This window comes from Limnobaculum xujianqingii (assembly GCF_013394855.1).
In the GTDB taxonomy this organism is placed as follows: domain Bacteria; phylum Pseudomonadota; class Gammaproteobacteria; order Enterobacterales; family Enterobacteriaceae; genus Limnobaculum; species Limnobaculum xujianqingii.
Map to the genome: position 1 here is coordinate 582,015 of NZ_JABMLK010000001.1, position 17,838 is coordinate 599,852.

The window sequence follows — 17,838 nt, forward strand, 5'->3', positions numbered from 1 at the left end:
CGGAGCAATAACTTTTATGCCGAATCGATTTTTTGTAACAGGTACTTGTACTGAAGTGGGCAAAACCGTTATTTCACGGGCCCTGTTGCAATCATTCATTAAACAAGGCAAGCGTGCAGTAGGGTATAAACCTATTGCGATTGCCTCTCACATTACTGATGAAGGTATCAGGAATCATGACGCCATGATCCTCCAGTCCTCTTCATCTATTAGTGTTTCTTATGATGAAGTTAATCCGGTGCTCATTGAAGATCATGCTGCATTAACTTATAGCGACAGCCCAATGGATTATGCCCGTCTTTCTCGAGGGTTAAAGCATCTTCAAGCTCAGTCCGATGCGGTAATTGTTGAGGGTACTGGTGGTTGGCGTTTTCTGTTTAACGGCATGCGTCCTGTTTCTGATTGGGTAATTGAAGAAAAACTTCCGGTAATTTTAGTGGTAGGTATTCAGCTTGGCTGTATTAACCATGCAATTCTGACAGCAGAAGCCATCGCTCATGATGGATTGAACATCGCCGGATGGGTAGCAAACCGGATCAATCCAGGTTTAGCTTATTACGCTGAAACTATTGAGGCACTTAAACAGAACATTCCTGCCCCCCTGATTGGTGAACTGCCATATCTCTCCCGACCAGAAGAACGGGACTTAACCAGTTTTATCGATCTTAGCCGCATAAAAAACAGCTGATATTGCATTGCCGTCATCTGATTAATCAACGATGATGGAAATGTGAGACAGAAATCGAGTCCTCTCCTTTTGGCTGTCCATAAGCCAAAAGGTTTCTTATATACAAACAGGTAAGGGGAAATGTAATGGTTGTTTTTGTTACCGGTGCATCTGCAGGGTTTGGTCAGGCTATCGTTAGAAAATTTGTTAGCCAGGGGCACTATGTAATTGGTGTAGCGCGTCGAGCAGAGCGTCTTCAGCAGCTAAAAAATGAATTGGGTGATAAATTTCTTCCCGTTGAGCTGGACGTTTGCGATCGCGAAAAACTACTGGCCACCCTAAAAACGCTACCGGCTGCGTTTAAAGATATTGATCTGTTGGTGAACAATGCGGGCCTGGCTTTAGGTTTAGAACCAGCCAATAAAGCAGACTTCAGTGACTGGACCACCATGATTAACACCAACGTGACGGCACTGGCATCAGTTACTCATGCAATTTTACCGCAAATGGTTGAACAGAACCGTGGCCACGTCATTAACATTGGTTCAATTGCCGGAACATACCCATATCCGGGCGGAAACGTATATGGCGCCACTAAAGCTTTTGTGAAGCAGTTTAGTCTTAACCTGAGAGCCGATCTGGCGGGTACCGCTATTCGTGTGACGGATGTTGAACCGGGACTATGTGGGACTACTGAATTTTCCAATGTGCGTTTTAAAGGGGATGATGCGAAAGCCGCAGGTCTGTATGAAAATGTGCAGCCATTAACCGCTACTGACATCGCCGAAACGGTATTCTGGATCGCTACTCAGCCAGCCCATGTAAACGTTAACCGCATTGAGCTGATGCCAGTGGCACAAAGCTTCTCGCCGTTGAAAGTTACTAAAGATTAATCAGTAAATAACAAGAAAAAAGCGCCGGTATGGCGCTTTTTTAAATCTCATTCTGGTGACAATGTCACTTATCTTAAGCAGAAATCTTACGTCGGGTACGTCCGGAGCTCAAGTAGCTGGCAATATAATCCTGAGAGATCTCACCGCTGTAACGTCCTTCTTCATCCACAATTGGCATCCACACCAGGTTGTGTTCATAAAGTTTAGACAAGACTACCCGAAGATTATCTTCCGCCCGGGCGGTAATGGTGATCGGGTGAGTTAATTCACCACACAAACCTTCAGCCCCACGGGCTTCCCGACGCTTGATAAAGCCCAGTGGTTTTTCATCATCATTGACCACAATGATAGAACGCATATCATTGTCATCCATAATGGTGAATGCCTCACTTAATGGCGTAGAGCGGCGAACAGTTAATGTTTCTTGCATATCAGTAACGTCACCGGCCTGAACTAACAGCAGGCGTTTTAAGGTACGATCCTGACCAACGAATGAACCAACAAACTCATCAGAAGGTTTAGCCAGTAATTCATCCGGCGTGGCGCATTGAACAATTTTTCCCTGACGGAAGATAGCGATACGATCGCCAAGTTTCAGTGCTTCATCAATATCATGGCTTACTAATATGACGGTTTTTTTCAGCTTACGTTGCATCTCCTGGAACTCATTTTGGATCGACTCACGGTTAATCGGGTCAACGGCACCAAAAGGTTCATCCATCAGCAATACCGGAGGATCCGCAGCCAGAGCACGAATAACACCGATACGCTGTTGCTGACCACCTGACATCTCTTTTGGATAGCGTTTCAGGAAACGATTTGGATCAAGCGCTACCATATCCATTAGTTCACGGGCTCGTTCTTTACACGCCTTTTTATCCCAGCCTAACATGCGTGGCACGATAGTAATGTTTTCTTCAATGGTCATATTAGGGAACAGACCAATCTGTTGAATTACATAACCGATTTTGCGGCGCAGGGTAACGGTATCCAGGCCAGAGGTATCTTCGCCATTAATCAGAATACGACCACTGCTAGGGGTAATCAGGCGATTGATCATCTTCAGAGTGGTAGTTTTACCACAACCAGATGGTCCTAACAGGACACACATTTCACCGGCAGGGACATGTAAATCAATGTTATCAACGGCGTTAAACGCTTTACCACTTTTCTGTTTAAATTGTTTTGTCAGATTTTCTAATTTAATCATTATCGAATTCCTTTAGGCGTCAGGGCAATTTGTAAACGGTGTAATAACCAGTCCATCGCGATCGCCAACAGGCTGATCATAACTGCGCCGGCAATTAACAAACGCGGGTCGCTTCGACTGATGCCATGCAATAACAGCAGGCCTAATCCACCGGCGCCAATAACAGCTGCAATAGCCATAACACCGATATTCATTACAACTGCGGTGCGTACACCACCAAAAATCACAGGCAAAGACATGGGAATTTCAACCCAACGCAAACGTTGCCAGAATGTCATGCCAATTCCACGGCCAGCTTCTCTCAGCCCGCCGGGCAAATTACTCAGCGCAATATGGGTATTACGCACTATAGGTAACAAAGAGTATAAAAATACTGCTGTTACCGCAGGAACAAAGCCAATCCCCTGACCAATAATAGAGAAGATTGGAATCATCAGGCCAAACAACGCGATAGAAGGGATGGTTAATACCACCGTCGCCAGGCTAAGTACTGGTGTTGCTAACCATTTATAACGCACAATTAAAATGCCAAGGGGGACACCGATAATAATTGCCAGACCAACGGCAATACTTACCAGAAGCATATGTTGTGAGGTTAAACCTGCGATATAACCAGCGTCTTGCCACATATAGGAAAGGGTTTCCATCATTGCCTCCTTAAAGCAAACCGTTATCTTTTAAGAATTGAGTGGCAACCCGTTCAGCAGATTGGTGTTCAACATCTACTTTGGCATTCAGGGCCGAGATAACATCATTATCTAACAGGCGGGACAGGGTATTCAGCGCGTCCGCCAGCTCTGGCGTGGCATTCAGTACTTCTTCACGAACGGTAGGAGTGACAGCGTAACTTGGGAAGAAACCTTTATCATCTTCAAGTACTTTCAGATCAAAGCCATTAACTCGTCCATCAGTGGTATAAATCAGACCAGCATCAACAAAACCATCACGAATAGCGTTATAGACCAAACCTGGATCCATCTGGCGGATCTGTGGGCGTTCCAGATTCAACTGATAAGTATCCTGCATGGGTTTCAAACCATCAGAACGATTAACAAACTCAGGATCGAAAGCTACCATCCAGTTATGTTTGGCATCAGTTTTCTGGATTTGAGTAATGCGATCAACCAGTTGTGAAAGGGTACTGATATTTTCTTTTTCAGCTCTGGTCCGTTGCATAGCAAAAGCGTAGGTATTATTCATTTTTGCTGGTTCTAACCAGACAATACCTTGTTTAGCGTCCAGTTTTTTTACTGTGTTATAGGTCTCTTCACTCGACATCGATTCATGGATATGGTTATAAACAATCAGTGAAGTACCGGTATATTCCCAGGCGATATCTACCTGCTTATTCAGCATCGCGTTTCGAATAATGGTAGAAGCGAGGTCTGTTTTAGGGGTAACGTCAATACCTTTAGTTGCCAGATATTGAACAGTAATAGCAGAAAGAATGTGCTGTTCAGTGAAGTTTTTACTTGCCAGCACTAATGGGGCCGCATGAGCGGTGACGCTGGTTAATAACAGTGCACTTAATACACTGAACTTCACCGTTCGTCCCCATTGTTGGTATCGTTGTTTTAATTTAATCATAATTATCCAAATCTGTTGTGGTATGTATCTGATTTACTTCACCAGTTGTGGGCTCAGCACATAGCTAAGACCGGCAAGAATGGTATCCAGTGCTAAAGCGATAATGGCGGTTGCTGCAGCGCCAAGAATTAACAATGGGAAGTTGTTCAGATAAATTCCGGGGAAAATCAATTCACCAAAACTACTGGCACCAATCAGGAAGGTTAATGGTACCGTCCCCACATTGATGGCAGCAGAAACGCGAACCCCGGACATAATCACAGGTAAAGCATTGGGTAATTCCACTTTCATTAAGCGCTGCATGGGTGTCATGCCGATACTGTTGGCTGCTTCAATTAATGAAGGTGGAATCGAACGAAGTCCTGAATAGGTGTTACGAACAATAGGTAACAGTGATGCAAGGAAAAGGGCAAAGATAGCCGGTTTATCACCGATACCCACCACAACCATGGCCAACGCCAGTACTGCTAATGGTGGTAATGTATTACCTACATTAAACACTTGCATAGCCGACTCAGCCCAACGATGAGCAAAAGGGCGACTTAGCAATACACCACTTGGCAAACCAACAATCAGCGCCAGGAACATGGAACATCCGACAAGAAACATATGTTGCTTACCAAGATAGGTCAGATCCTCAGCGTGAAGCTTCAGCGTATCCATACCAATGCCGTAAATCAGTAGGGCAAGCACCGCTATAAACAGCAGGCCTCCTATCATGATGCGTCTTAGTAACGCGGATTTATGCATATATTTTATCCCCCAGGATAGAGTTAACTATCAGCCAACAATTCTTCAGGCAACAAAAAATCGTCACTAATAGGTATTAGCTAAACGAAAATAGAGAAAACATTGAAAATTTCGGAAGTGTTCAGCAAAAAATATTAATTAATGGATTAGAGACAGCATTTCCTCAACTCATCGTACCTTTAAAGGTATAACATCATGTTTGAGCCAATGCCAAATTATCAGGTGAATTAATTCATATGAAATTAATAGTATTATTCGCTCCAGCCCTTGTTATCACTGCGTTAGAAGAAATTTAACTTTTTTACAAAAAATAAGTTACACCGTAACAAATAAATTTATTTGTTTATCAATAGATAGCATATAAATAGTGGGGATATTAGATAAAAGCCCTCAAACAGAGGGCTAAAACAAGTCGAGAAAAACGTTACGGTTGGGTTTGTGGCTGAAGGTCAGGATGTTCAGTATCTTCTACTACAGGCGTTTTCTCTGAAATACTACTATCAGAGGCAGCAGGGGCCGTTTCTGATGCATGGTGTTTAGCGTATACGATCTTCTGTTTGCCCTGTTCACAATTACCGACCACAGTTTCACCGGCTTGTTCTGCCTGTTCAACAGGAACTACGTTCAGTTGGAATCCGGATTCAGGTACACCGTTATTAATAATTTTCTGAGCTATCTCTGCTTTAATCTCATCACAGGTTGCAGCGAACGTAGCTAATGGGGCTAACAGCATGGTAGCCGTCAATAACAGTAGAGATTTTTTCATCGAGCGTTCCTCTGGTTGCGTATAACGCATGGGTTATTCGATAGATAGATGACAATAACCTAATTATTCTAGCAGAAATTATCTTTTTAAATTTCTAGCTTCTTCAGGTTTTGTAAGACATTAGAAATAATAACTCGCCCGGTATAACAGGTGAGTTATTACGATTCTGGAAAGAGAATTATTCGTAGTGCAGTTCAGACAGATAGCACGCTAGTTTTTTGAATTGGATTTAAACAGCGAATAGTTGCGTACAAAAATAACGATACCAAAAACAATGAAGCCAGCCCCCATGATAAATGGAAGGTTTGTCATACTGCCATCTTTATAACCAAAATAGGCAAATACCAAACCCATAAAAAGATAGAAAATCGGGGCAATCAGAATGTTTTTCGGTGCAGCCGAATAGACCCGGGCATTTCTTTGAATAATCGTATTGTAAGTTTCAACTACTTCTTCATGTTTGCCAGCACAAGCTAAACCATGACCCAAATCGTTGGCACATTCAGGGCACAGGCCCTTATGGCATGCTTTACAAGTACCTATTGCCTGAACATCCTGGTGATTAAAACAACGCATCCCTTACCCCTATAAAGCCTGATGATTTTTTAATAACAGCACTTTACCATCTGGTTAAATCACTGAAAAGGTAATGACTTATAACAGGTGGGAAAATTTGTAGGGATATTGGAATGATAAGACGTCCAAAATAATAATGCAGCCCACAGGCTGCATTATTTGACTCAGATAAGTTTGAGATTAACGGTGAGCTAATTCACCATCTTCTTCTGATTCAAAAACGCTTTTATCCGTTTCTTTCAGAATTTGACTGGTGATGGTACCTGCAGTCATTGCACCATTTACGTTCAATGCAGTACGACCCATATCGATCAGCGGCTCAACCGAAATCAGCAGAGCGACCAGCGTAACCGGCAGACCCATGGTGGGTAGCACAATCAGCGCAGCGAAAGTAGCACCACCACCCACACCGGCAACGCCAGCAGAGCTAACGGTAACGATAGCAACCAGCGTAGCGATCCACATTGGATCAAATGGGTTAATACCAACAGTTGGTGCAACCATAACGGCTAACATTGCCGGGTAGATACCCGCACAACCATTCTGACCAATAGTGGCACCAAATGATGCAGAGAAGCTGGCGATAGTTTCTGGCACGCCTAAACGACGGGTTTGAGCTTCAACGTTCATTGGAATACTGGCAGCACTGGAACGGCTGGTAAACGCAAAGGTTAATACCGGCAATACTTTTTTGAAGAATCTAATCGGATTAATACCGCTGAAGGTCAGCAGAATACCGTGTACCACGAACATCAGACCCAATGCGATGTAGGATGCGACGATAAAGCTACCCAGTTTAATCAAATCCTGAATATTAGAACCGGCAACCACTTTAGTCATTAACGCCAGAACACCATAAGGAGTCAGCTTAATGACTAAACGAACCAGCTTCATAACCCATGACTGTAGAGTATCAATCGCGGTCAAAACACGTTGGCCTTTTACTTCATCATCTTTTAACAGCTGTAATGAAGCAACACCCAGGAAAGCAGCAAAAATAACAACGCTGATAATTGACGTTGGGCTGGCACCGGTCAGGTCGGCAAACGGGTTTTTAGGAATGAAAGAAAGAATCAGCTGAGGTGTTGTCAGGTCGGCAACTTTCCCCATATAGTTGGATTCAATTGCTCCCAGACGCGCAGTTTCCTGAGCTCCCTGAACTAAACCTTCCGCAGACAGGCCGAACAGCAGGGTAATCATAATACCGATAAATGCGGCGATCATGGTGGTAAAAAGCAGAATACCAATAGTCAGGAAACTGATTTTTCCTAATGAAGACGCGTTATGTAGTTTTGCTACTGCACTCAGAATCGAAACAAAAACTAACGGCATAACAATCATCTGCAACAACTGAACGTAGCCATTGCCAACAATATTGAACCAGGAGATGGATTCTTTCAGGATAGGGCTATTCGCGCCATAAACCAGTTGTAATCCTAAACCAAAAATAACGCCGACAATCAGGCCGATCAGCACTTTTTTCGCCAGACTCCAATTGGTATGACGTGTTTGCGCCAGAAGAAATAGCAACGCTATAAAAACCAGCACATTTATAATCAACGGTATGTTCATTCCCGACCTCAGTCAAAATTATTATTCTGTTCAAATAGTAAGCAATAGATATTGCGTGGAAGTATTGTAACAGTTAAGCAATATTACTACTTATAGCAAAATAGTATTGTTTATGCTGTTTAATTGTATATAAAAAACTATCTTAATGATTAATAAATCATTTATTTATGATAGTCATCACCGTTAGGAGCGATAGCTGTTATGAATGGTCTAATGGGCGTTGATAACGGACGATAAAATAAGTCGATGACTGGTAATTAAATTCAGCAACAATATCTGCAGATAACCCTTTAGTATGTGCGCTCAGTGAATGCGGATTATCTCGATTAATAAAAGCAAAACCCGTTTGATATTGCCCCGGAGATAAATATTGCCACATATATTGGTATAAACCTTTAAATACCCCCAATCCTGCGGCCTGTTCTGATATACAAACAGGGCCAAACACAAAAGGCTTATCCAGATGCTCTGGCTGGAGAGTATGAATTAATGTTTTCAACATCGAATCAACAACCGGAGAAGGTGAACCATCAGAAAAGGGTGACAAGCCCAAAAATCCCAAAACCTGTTGGTTTTCATCTTGTGCTATCAATAATCCCAATCGTTGATTAATTGATGACAACATGGCTGTAGTAAAGCGTTTATCCAGAAAGCCTCGGGAACGATCGCCATTCTCAGCATCAGGATAAAAGGGCTCAGCCACTTTTAAAATGTCCGGATAATGACTTGTAGTAGCCCGTTGATAGGTAATCATGTTCAGCATTCCTTATATCTGCAGCTAAGTTTCATCATAGATTGAAAAGCATAGAATAGTTGGTTATCAATCGCTATGAATTTAATTTCATTAAGTCTATTTGCATTAAATGTGAATATTATTGAAACTTACCCATCAGGATAAATAAATCAGTGACATGAGCAACGAATCATTAAAGGATTAAAAATATGGAACTGCAGCCGGGGCAAAATATTCAGTTAAGCACAACATCCTTGTGCATCACGCTTAGTTATCCAAAGAGTCAGGGTTTTCAGAGCGAAGTTGACCCATCAGCCTTTATGTTAAATATGGACAATAAGGTTAGAGACGATAACGATTTCATTTTTTTTAATCAACCATCAACACCAAACCAAAGCCTGACATTGCAGACATCGAACGAGAGCAGCAAATTCCTCGTTGATCTGAATAAAATTGATGCTGATATTAATAAAATTGCAATTACGCTAGTAATAGATGGTCCAAATTCTGTAGCCCATCTCAATAATCTGAGGCTCAATATAGAAGGTATCGCATTTTTTGAAGTACCTCTTCAATCAAGGCAAGAAAAAGCACTTATTATAGGTGAGATATATCGACACAAGGGTGACTGGAAATTTAGGGCACAAGGGCAGGGATTTAATGGTGGCCTGGAACCGCTGGCCATTAATTATGGAGTTGATGTTTCACCTGGTGAGAGTAAGCCTGTTCAGACCGCACCGGTATCTACAATAAATCTGGAAAAGACAATTCAGGATAAGGCACCTCGTCTGGTCAGTTTAGCTAAAAAAGTTACTGTGAGTTTGGCAAAACACAATCTTCAATCCATTCGTGCCAAAGTTGCTTTCGTATTGGATGCCTCAGGCTCGATGACCGGAGAGTTTAGAAGGGGCAATGTACAGGCAGTACTCGATAGGATTGCAGTTTTAGCCGTCCAGTTTGATGACGATGGCAGCATGGATATCTGGGGATTTGCAGCAAAACATAGTAAATATCCGGATGTAACACTGGATAATTTAGACGGATATATTGATTCCATTCAGAACGCGAAACAGCGCTCAGCGTGGGAAATTCTTCCTGGATTAGGTGGTACTAACAATGAGCCGCCAGTTATGGAAGAGATTGTAGACTATTTTAAAAACAGTGATATGCCAGTATATATTGTGTTTATAACCGATGGCGGGATCAGTAAAACCCGTGCTATTAAAGATGCTATCCGTCGTTCTGCAAATTATCCGATTTTCTGGAAGTTTGTTGGCCTTGGTGGCTCAAACTATGGCATTTTGGAAAAACTGGATAACTTTACCGACAGACTTCTTGATAATACCAATTTCTTTGCCATTGATAATTTTGCCGCCATGACGGATGAATCAATATACGATCTATTGCTGGAAGAGTTTAGTGACTGGCATCAGGTAGCCAAAGAGAAAGGAATTATTTGATAATTTATCATTAAATTCAATGTATTAAATTAATTTGAGTCTCCATAAGGCTGCGATAGTGTTTATGCATATAAGCGCCAATGGTGACGATGTCACTTTTATTCCTGGTAATTATATGACACATCCTGCAGCGGATAAGATTATTGAGCTTTACCAAACCCATGCAAAAGATTGGGATTCACTACGTGGAAAGTCACTGAATGAAAAGGCATGGTTAGATAAATTCATATCCATATTACCGGATTTAAATAATCCCACAGTATTAGATATCGGCTGTGGTTCCGGTGAGCCTATTGCACAATATCTGATTGAACAACAAATAGCATTAACAGGAATCGATAGCTCATCATCAATGATCGCGATTTGTCAGGAAAGATTCCCGAACAGCCAGTGGCAAGTTGTGGATATGCGAACGTTATCATTGAATCAAAAATTTGATGGTCAGATTGCCTGGGACAGTTTTTTTCATCTTAACCATCAAGACCAACGAAAAATGTTCCCGATATTTAATGCACATGCAAAATCTGGTGGTGTATTGATGTTTACCAGTGGACCAGAACATGGTGAAGCGATTGGCAGATTTTGTGGACAGCAACTTTATCATTCGAGTCTGGCTGAAGATGAATACATAGAATTGTTAAACCTGAATGAATTTGATGTCGTTGACCATATAGTTGAAGATCCTGAATGTGGTCACCATACAATTTGGCTGGCCAGACATCGATAACTTGAAGGTGTGAAATGGTGAAAGCCAATCAATACAGAGAGGAATTACAGCGGCTGAAGTACCAGAAATCACTTAAATCGTTATAGGTGCGTATAATGTATATTATGTTAAATAAGATATCTGAATGTATTATGCTTAATGCCTCTTTGCTCCTGTTGTTCTAAGCTTTATTATTGTGACTGATAAATCATTACAGATAACCTTAAGCTAGAGATCATAATTCCATGGCAAAAAAACATTCATCTTCATGGTCACCTTTACGTAATCGTGTTTTCTTTATGTTATGGATGGCTACATTATTTTCCAATATAGGTACCTGGATGAATGATGTTGGTGCTGGATGGTTGATGACAAATTTAAGTCCAGACCCGGTCATGATTGCAGCTATTCAAGCAATGACAACTTTGCCTGTTTTTTTATTAGCGCTACCTGCTGGAGCAATTGCAGATATCTTTGATAAAAGAAAATTACTGATTTTTGTCAATATACTGATGTTGTGCGCTGCAACTCTACTTGCCATTTTAGTTTACCTTAATGTCATCAGTATCGGATGGTTGCTATTTATCACTTTTATTTTAGGGGCTGGCGCTGCCTTTTTAGGTCCGGCATGGCAGGCGATTGTGCCAAGCCTTGTTGAACCTCAGGAGTTAAAGGCTGGTATTGCTTTAAACAGCATGGGAATTAATATCAGCCGTGCTATAGGGCCTGCGCTTGCTGGTATTTTGATTTCTCAAGTTGGTCTTTATCTCCCCTTTTTGCTTAATGCCATCAGTTTTATTGCGATTATTTTGGCGGTTTGGCTGTGGAAAGGTGAAGAAAAATCCGAGCAAAATCTTCCCGCCGAATCGGTTATTGCAGCGATGATTTCTGGTTTACGTTATGCTCGTTACAGTCCAGCTTTAATCAAAACTATAATTAGAGCCGCCAGCTTCTTTATTTTCGCCAGTGCGTATTGGGCTATGTTACCTTTAGTTGCGCGAATTTCACTTCAGGGAGATGCCACTTTATATGGCATCCTAACAACCAGTATTGGGATCGGTGCTGTTTGTGGTGCTTTCAGTTTATCTTCATTACGTGAACGATTCAGTACAGGGACATTAATCACGCTAGGCACTGTTGGTACCTCTATCGTATTGCTCATTTTTGCCGTTGCCGTATCAAAATACTTAGCTATTTTAGCTAGTGCTATTGCTGGCTTTAGCTGGATTATTACATTATCAACCCTCATGGTATCAGCACAAACCGCCCTCCCTAACTGGGTTCGCGCCAGAGGGCTTGCGTTATACCTGACAGTATTTTCTGGTTCTATGGCCTCAGGTTCTTTAATCTGGGGGCAAATTGCATCACACACGTCAGTGACGATAGCATTACTTTCAGCAGCAATTGGTATTGTTTTAGTTTGGTTATGTGTATTAAGAGTAAAAATTGAACATGACAATATTAATTTACAACACTCCGATCACTTCGCTCTTCCTGATGAATTACTTAATGATGTGAGTATTGAAAAAGAACCTGTCATGGTATCTGTTCATTATCAGGTCAAGATGGAATATCATGATAAATATCTTAACTTAATGAATAAATTAAAAATTATTCGCTTAAGGGATGGTGGATACTCTTGGGGGCTTTTTGCTGTTCCTGATAAAACTGATGAGTTTATTGAAATGTTTATGGTTTCTTCATGGACGGAACATTTACGTCAACATGACAGAGCGACTATTGATGACAACCTGATACAACAACAATTGAATGAAGTTGTTCAATATAAGAAAGCGACTCATTATTTTTCGGCCTTCTCACAAAAAACAGGTTATCAATAGAAAAATGATAGAGCCAAATCACTTACTTCCACTCTTTTTTGAGAAGCGCGTAGATGAAGGTATCATCGTATCTTTCTTCACTACCATCCTGTTTGAACGAGACAAATTCTTTAAAACAACCCTCCTGCCGCATATGGAGTCGAGCACAAAGCTTTTGAGAGGCTAAATTATAGTTTTCAACGTAAGCATAGAGGCGTCGGGCCTCTTTTTGAGAAAACAAATATTGAAACAATGCAGTGACGGATTCCGTAGCATAACCCTGACCTTCATAACGCTGGTTAAAGTGCCATCCCACTGACCAAGTGTTCCTATCCGTCTCTTCACTGTTATCTGCAAAAAGATGACCAATCAATTCATCAGTCTCTTTTAGGCATACAGCTAATTGGCTGGTATCACGGGCTCTTCTACCAACCTCTTCTATTGCATCTTCAATTGAATTGAGTTTCTCATCCTGAAAACAAGGTGTACGTGGTGAAGACAGGTAATCGAAAAGTGCAGGTGCGTCTTTCTGGTTGAATGCGCGAATAATGAGTCGCGGTGTAGTAATTAAAATCATTATAACCTCATTCATAGGGCTCTATAATATGACTCAAAATTTTGGTTGACCATATTTTAACTCACCCTGATGCTAGATAGTAAAAACTAATGGACTATTCCATGATAATACATACAGTACTAATGCTTGTATTTAGATAGTTAGTTCATCATTTCAAGATAATTGGAGTTCAAATATGAATGATGCTTTGGATGATAAAAATGAAAACGCCTTTAAGCATGCCTTCGACGCGGTGCTGCTACAGCAAATTGCGAATTCAATTAGTCGTTACTTTCCTTCTTTTCGATCTGAAGAGTTTTTAAAAATTGAATCTGAACTTGCAACTCTGGAAATGAAGCCCAGAGTTAAGCTTATCCGTGATGCGCTTGCTAATGAATTACCGCAAGAATATCCCAAAGCATTAGAAATTCTCGTTTCGGTTCTTAACGAGAATAAACTCAGTGGTTTTGTGGTCTGGCCAATAGCCGAATACATTCAAACTTATGGCCTCAATGACCTTGAGATATCATTAAATGCACTAAAACTTGTCACTACGTGTTTTACATCTGAATGGGCAGTTCGACCATTCATCAAAAAATATCCTGGTGAAACAATGCGTTTTCTACTTCAATGCGCAAAGAGTGACGATGTTAATATCCGTAGATGGGCCTCTGAAGGCACCCGCCCTCGTGTACCATGGGGAGAACAACTTCAAGATTTCATTAAAAATCCATCTGCGACAAAAGACATTTTAGAAGTTTTAAAATTTGACCCTGAAATTTTCGTCAGAAAAAGCATCGCTAATCACCTTAATGATATTTCTAAAGATCATCCTGATTATGTTATTCAGTTGCTAAAAGGCTGGAAGCAACAGGCAAAAGGTGAAGATGAGAAAAAAGTCGAATGGATTATCAGGCAGGCTCTTCGCACCTTAATTAAAGATGGAAATCCAAACGCTTTAGCGCTTATTGGCGTTCAGTATGGCGCACAGGTAACCATTGATAATTTCTCTATTAAACAGAAAAATATCAAACTTGGTGATAGTTTGGAATTTGAAGTCCAAATTCGTTCTGTAAGTAATACACCACAAAAAATTGTTATCGATTACCTTATCCACTTTATGAAAGCGAATAAAAAAACCATGCCAAAAGTATTCAAGCTTCGCACTTTTGAATTGCCGGCAAATGGGTCAATAACAATTGAGAAAAAACACACGATTAAGAAAATAACGACTCGACAATATTATGAAGGTATTCAACAAATTGAAATTCAAGTTAACGGAAAAGTTATGGGGAAACAAGACTGGCATCTTGAACTATAACTAAGGCAGAAATAACTAAATGGCACAAAGCCGCCAACTAAGGCGGCGATCAACAAGGTAATACAAGTATCGTTCTCTTTATTACTTCATCCCTAACCGCTTTGCCAGTCGATGCAAGTTACCGACATCAAGCCCTAAGGCCCGGGCACTCGCGGACCAGTTCATTTGATTGTCCTTCAGAGTATTGGCAATCATCTGACGTTGAAAGCCCTGAGTTGCCTGCTGAAGATTTAACGATGATGAGGCTGTCACTGTCGCAATCAGATTGCTGTTTGTTTCTTCTTGTGGTTCAGATATCGGTAAATTAAACAGATAACGATGCAATATTACCTCACCCTGATTTTGTGCTGCGCGAGCTAAAACGGCCGCACGTTCAATAGCATGTTTCATTTCACGTACGTTACCAGGCCAGTCATAGCTTTCTAACATGGATAAAGTATCCGCAGGAAGGCTAATTTGAGTAAGGCCCAGTTTATTTCTAATCTGCTCAACAAAGAATCCGGCCAACAGCACAACATCGCCTTTTCTTTCCCTCAGCGAAGGTACATACAACGGGAATACACTCAGTCTATGAAACAAATCGACTCGAAAACTCCCTGCTATTGTGGCCTGTTTTAAATCACGATTGGTCGCCGCCAGAATTCGCACGTTAACCCTCTTGGTACTGTCTTCCCCTACCCGCTGTAAATCTCCGTACTGGATCACCCGCAAGAGCTTGGCCTGAAGTACCAACGACAGCTCACCTATTTCATCCAGAAATAGCGTACCGTTATCTGCCATCTCGAACTTACCTGTTCGATTATGTATAGCGCCGGTAAATGCCCCTTTAACATGTCCAAAAAGTTCACTCTCCGCCACACTTTCCGGCAATGCAGCACAGTTTAAATACACCATTGGTTTATCTGCGCGCGGCGATAATTGATGTATCGCATTAGCCACCAGTTCTTTACCAACACCGGTTTCACCAGTAATCAGCACATTCAGTTCAGAACCTGCAACTACACTAATCTCATGTTGGAGTTGCTTCATTGGCTCAGAAAGCCCCACCATTTCTTCATCTGCGCGATATGTACTCTGCTTTCCGGAATTAATCTCACCGGTCGTTGGCAACGCCCCTTTTTCCAGCATAGAAACCAAAAGTGCAGTGTTTAGCGCAGAAGATGCCAGCGCTCCAATTAACCACAATTCCTCATCGCTAAATACATCAAACTGTGCAGGATTCAGGCTGTCGAAAGTCAATGCCCCGATCAATTCCTGATCGGCAAACAGCGGCAAGCCAATACAAGCATGAACTTTAAGTTCATCATGACCTGGTATTAAACCATCATAGGGATCGGGCAACTGACTATCTGCCGGGAAACGCACAACGTTACCCGCTCTGGCTATCGCTTCCAGCCGGGGGTGTGATGACAACGCAAAACGGCGACCAAGCACATCAGGTGATAAGCCATCAATCGCCAACGGCCTGAACTGTTGATTTTCATAACGTAATAGTGCAGATGCATCACACTGCAGCAGCTCTCTGACGCTACTAATCAGTCGTTGAAACCGATCGCGCCCCGCCAGGCCATGTTGTAATTCGATAGCAATATTTGCCAGAGATTGAATAGATAGCTTCATAGTTTGTCATTCAGACATAGTGTTAGTCATATTGACAATAATACCACATTGTCAATATGACTAATTTGTTTTTTATTGTAATTAAAATCAACAAATTAACTATTGGCACACTACTTGCTATTACCAGATAAGGAAACCATTCAATTTAATTTCAGGAAACAACTATGGCTATTCAAGTTAAAAACAATATCAGTTGGGTTGGACAAAGAGATTGGGAAGTTCGTGATTTTCACGGTACCGAATATAAAACAACACAGGGTAGCAGCTATAACAGCTATCTGATCCGTGAAGGCAAAAACGTACTGATTGATACCGTTGATAAAAAGTTTAGCCGGGATTTCATTGCCAATCTGGAACAAGAAATCGATCTTAATGCTATCGATTACATCATTATCAATCATGCTGAAGAAGATCATGCCGGTGCATTGAGTGAATTAATGGCTCGTATTCCCAATACCCCTATTTACTGCACAACTAATGCTATCGACTCTATCAATGGTCATCATCATCATCCCGAATGGAATTTCCACACGGTTAAAACCGGTGATACGTTAGATATTGGCAACGGTAAGCAACTTATTTTTGTCGAAACGCCAATGCTTCACTGGCCAGACAGTATGATGACCTATATGACTGAAGATGCTGTGTTATTCAGTAATGACGCTTTTGGTCAGCACTACTGTGATGAACATCTGTTTAATGATGAAGTGGATCAGATAGAACTCTATGAACAGTGTATTCGTTATTACGCCAATATCCTCACGCCTTTCAGCCGACTGGTTACTCCTAAGATTCATGAAATTCTCGGGTTTAACCTGCCGGTATCAATGATTGCCACATCACATGGTATTGTATGGCGTGATAATCCGACGCAAATTGTAGAGAAATATCTTGAGTGGGCAGCCGATTATCAGGAAGACCGTATTACTATTTTTTACGATACTATGTCATCAAATACCCGAATGATGGCCGATGCTATCGCTCAAGGGATTCATGATACAGACCCCTCTGTTGCGGTAAAAATCTACAATATTGCTCGCCACGATAAAAATGAAATCTTAACCCAGATATTCCGTTCAAAAGGCGTTCTCGTCGGTTCATCAACCATGAATAATGTCATGATGCCAAAAGTTGCCGGCATGCTGGAAGAGCTGACCGGCCTGCGTTTTCGTAATAAAAGAGCATCCGCTTTTGGCAGTTTTGGCTGGACCGGCGGCGCAGTCGATCGCATCCAGACTCGCTTAATGGACGCAGGATTTGATATTTCCCTCTCGCTTAAAACTAAATGGCGTCCTGATGGTAGCGCTCTTGATGAATGCCGGGAGCACGGTCGTAAAATTGCCCGTGAATGGGCATTACATCCATTAGATGCCCCTGCTCTGGCAGCTACGCCTGCAACCAATGAGGATAATTCGGTAAAAACAGCAGATTACATCAGCGTTAGCATGATATGTAGCGTCTGTCAGTGGGTTTACGATCCAGCATTGGGTGAACCGTTACAAAACGTCGACCCGGGAACTGCATGGTCTGATGTACCCGATTCATTCCTGTGCCCTGGTTGTGCATTGGGCAAATCAGTATTTGATCCAATGTAATGGGGG

General features: G+C 41.7%; 17 protein-coding genes. 7 read left to right on the forward strand and 10 right to left on the reverse strand.

Annotated elements, in window-relative coordinates:
- Window positions 1-16 precede the first annotated feature (16 nt).
- Both bioD and GOL65_RS02385 read left to right on the forward strand, forming a co-directional pair.
- Window positions 17-688, forward strand: coding sequence for a dethiobiotin synthase (bioD, locus tag GOL65_RS02380; RefSeq protein ID WP_140918616.1), 672 nt, complete (start codon window positions 17-19; stop codon window positions 686-688).
- Window positions 689-813: 125 nt separating this feature from the next.
- Window positions 814-1,560 carry an SDR family oxidoreductase gene (locus GOL65_RS02385; protein ID WP_140918617.1) on the forward strand — a complete coding sequence of 249 codons (747 nt, stop codon included), beginning with the start codon at window positions 814-816 and terminating at the stop codon, window positions 1,558-1,560.
- A gap of 73 nt (window positions 1,561-1,633) precedes the next feature.
- Here GOL65_RS02385 and osmV read toward each other — a convergent pair whose 3' ends face one another.
- From osmV to GOL65_RS02425, 8 genes are all read right to left on the reverse strand, one after another.
- Complete coding sequence (gene osmV, locus GOL65_RS02390) at window positions 1,634-2,770, reverse strand: osmoprotectant ABC transporter ATP-binding protein OsmV (RefSeq protein ID WP_140918618.1); 1,137 nt, start codon at window positions 2,768-2,770, stop codon at window positions 1,634-1,636.
- The gene (osmW, locus tag GOL65_RS02395; protein ID WP_140918825.1) at window positions 2,770-3,417 is read right to left on the reverse strand and encodes an osmoprotectant ABC transporter permease OsmW; all 648 of its coding nucleotides are present in this window, start codon (window positions 3,415-3,417) and stop codon (window positions 2,770-2,772) included. Before osmW ends, osmV begins: the two co-directional genes overlap by 1 nt.
- Before the next feature lie 10 nt (window positions 3,418-3,427).
- Window positions 3,428-4,357: a glycine betaine ABC transporter substrate-binding protein gene (locus tag GOL65_RS02400; RefSeq protein ID WP_140918619.1), complete on the reverse strand. Its 930-nt coding sequence runs from the start codon at window positions 4,355-4,357 to the stop codon at window positions 3,428-3,430.
- 33 nt (window positions 4,358-4,390) lie between these two features.
- Entirely contained in the window at window positions 4,391-5,107 is a 717-nt protein-coding gene (locus GOL65_RS02405; RefSeq protein WP_140918620.1) for an ABC transporter permease, read from the reverse strand.
- Window positions 5,108-5,531: 424 nt separating this feature from the next.
- Window positions 5,532-5,873 carry a DUF1161 domain-containing protein gene (locus GOL65_RS02410; protein ID WP_140918621.1) on the reverse strand — a complete coding sequence of 114 codons (342 nt, stop codon included), beginning with the start codon at window positions 5,871-5,873 and terminating at the stop codon, window positions 5,532-5,534.
- 210 nt (window positions 5,874-6,083) lie between these two features.
- Window positions 6,084-6,449 carry a hypothetical protein gene (locus tag GOL65_RS02415; protein WP_140918622.1) on the reverse strand — a complete coding sequence of 122 codons (366 nt, stop codon included), beginning with the start codon at window positions 6,447-6,449 and terminating at the stop codon, window positions 6,084-6,086.
- Window positions 6,450-6,629: 180 nt separating this feature from the next.
- Complete coding sequence (locus GOL65_RS02420) at window positions 6,630-8,021, reverse strand: L-cystine transporter (protein WP_140918623.1); 1,392 nt, start codon at window positions 8,019-8,021, stop codon at window positions 6,630-6,632.
- Window positions 8,022-8,220: 199 nt separating this feature from the next.
- Window positions 8,221-8,775, reverse strand: coding sequence for a hypothetical protein (locus GOL65_RS02425; RefSeq protein WP_140918624.1), 555 nt, complete (start codon window positions 8,773-8,775; stop codon window positions 8,221-8,223).
- 188 nt (window positions 8,776-8,963) lie between these two features.
- Here GOL65_RS02425 and GOL65_RS02430 point away from each other — a divergent pair, with 188 nt between their 5' ends.
- The 3 genes from GOL65_RS02430 (at window position 8,964) to GOL65_RS02440 (ending at window position 12,761) form a co-directional block, all read left to right on the forward strand.
- Entirely contained in the window at window positions 8,964-10,214 is a 1,251-nt protein-coding gene (locus tag GOL65_RS02430) for a vWA domain-containing protein (RefSeq protein WP_140918625.1), read from the forward strand.
- Window positions 10,215-10,329: 115 nt separating this feature from the next.
- Complete coding sequence (locus tag GOL65_RS02435; RefSeq protein WP_140918826.1) at window positions 10,330-10,941, forward strand: class I SAM-dependent DNA methyltransferase; 612 nt, start codon at window positions 10,330-10,332, stop codon at window positions 10,939-10,941.
- Window positions 10,942-11,165: 224 nt separating this feature from the next.
- Window positions 11,166-12,761 carry an MFS transporter gene (locus GOL65_RS02440; protein WP_140918626.1) on the forward strand — a complete coding sequence of 532 codons (1,596 nt, stop codon included), beginning with the start codon at window positions 11,166-11,168 and terminating at the stop codon, window positions 12,759-12,761.
- A gap of 22 nt (window positions 12,762-12,783) precedes the next feature.
- Here the strand turns inward: GOL65_RS02440 and GOL65_RS02445 are convergent, their stop codons facing one another.
- Window positions 12,784-13,317: a GNAT family N-acetyltransferase gene (locus GOL65_RS02445; RefSeq protein WP_140918627.1), complete on the reverse strand. Its 534-nt coding sequence runs from the start codon at window positions 13,315-13,317 to the stop codon at window positions 12,784-12,786.
- A 175-nt stretch (window positions 13,318-13,492) separates the two neighbouring features.
- Between GOL65_RS02445 and GOL65_RS02450 the strand changes: the two genes are divergently transcribed.
- Window positions 13,493-14,617: a DNA alkylation repair protein gene (locus GOL65_RS02450; RefSeq protein ID WP_140918628.1), complete on the forward strand. Its 1,125-nt coding sequence runs from the start codon at window positions 13,493-13,495 to the stop codon at window positions 14,615-14,617.
- A gap of 81 nt (window positions 14,618-14,698) precedes the next feature.
- Here GOL65_RS02450 and norR read toward each other — a convergent pair whose 3' ends face one another.
- Window positions 14,699-16,237, reverse strand: coding sequence for a nitric oxide reductase transcriptional regulator NorR (norR, locus tag GOL65_RS02455; RefSeq protein ID WP_140918629.1), 1,539 nt, complete (start codon window positions 16,235-16,237; stop codon window positions 14,699-14,701).
- Between the two features lie 164 nt (window positions 16,238-16,401).
- On the opposite strand from norR, the gene norV reads away from it, so the two are divergent.
- Window positions 16,402-17,832, forward strand: a complete 1,431-nt coding sequence (norV, locus tag GOL65_RS02460; RefSeq protein ID WP_140918630.1) for an anaerobic nitric oxide reductase flavorubredoxin — start codon at window positions 16,402-16,404, stop codon at window positions 17,830-17,832.
- The last annotated feature ends 6 nt before the right edge of the window (window positions 17,833-17,838 follow it).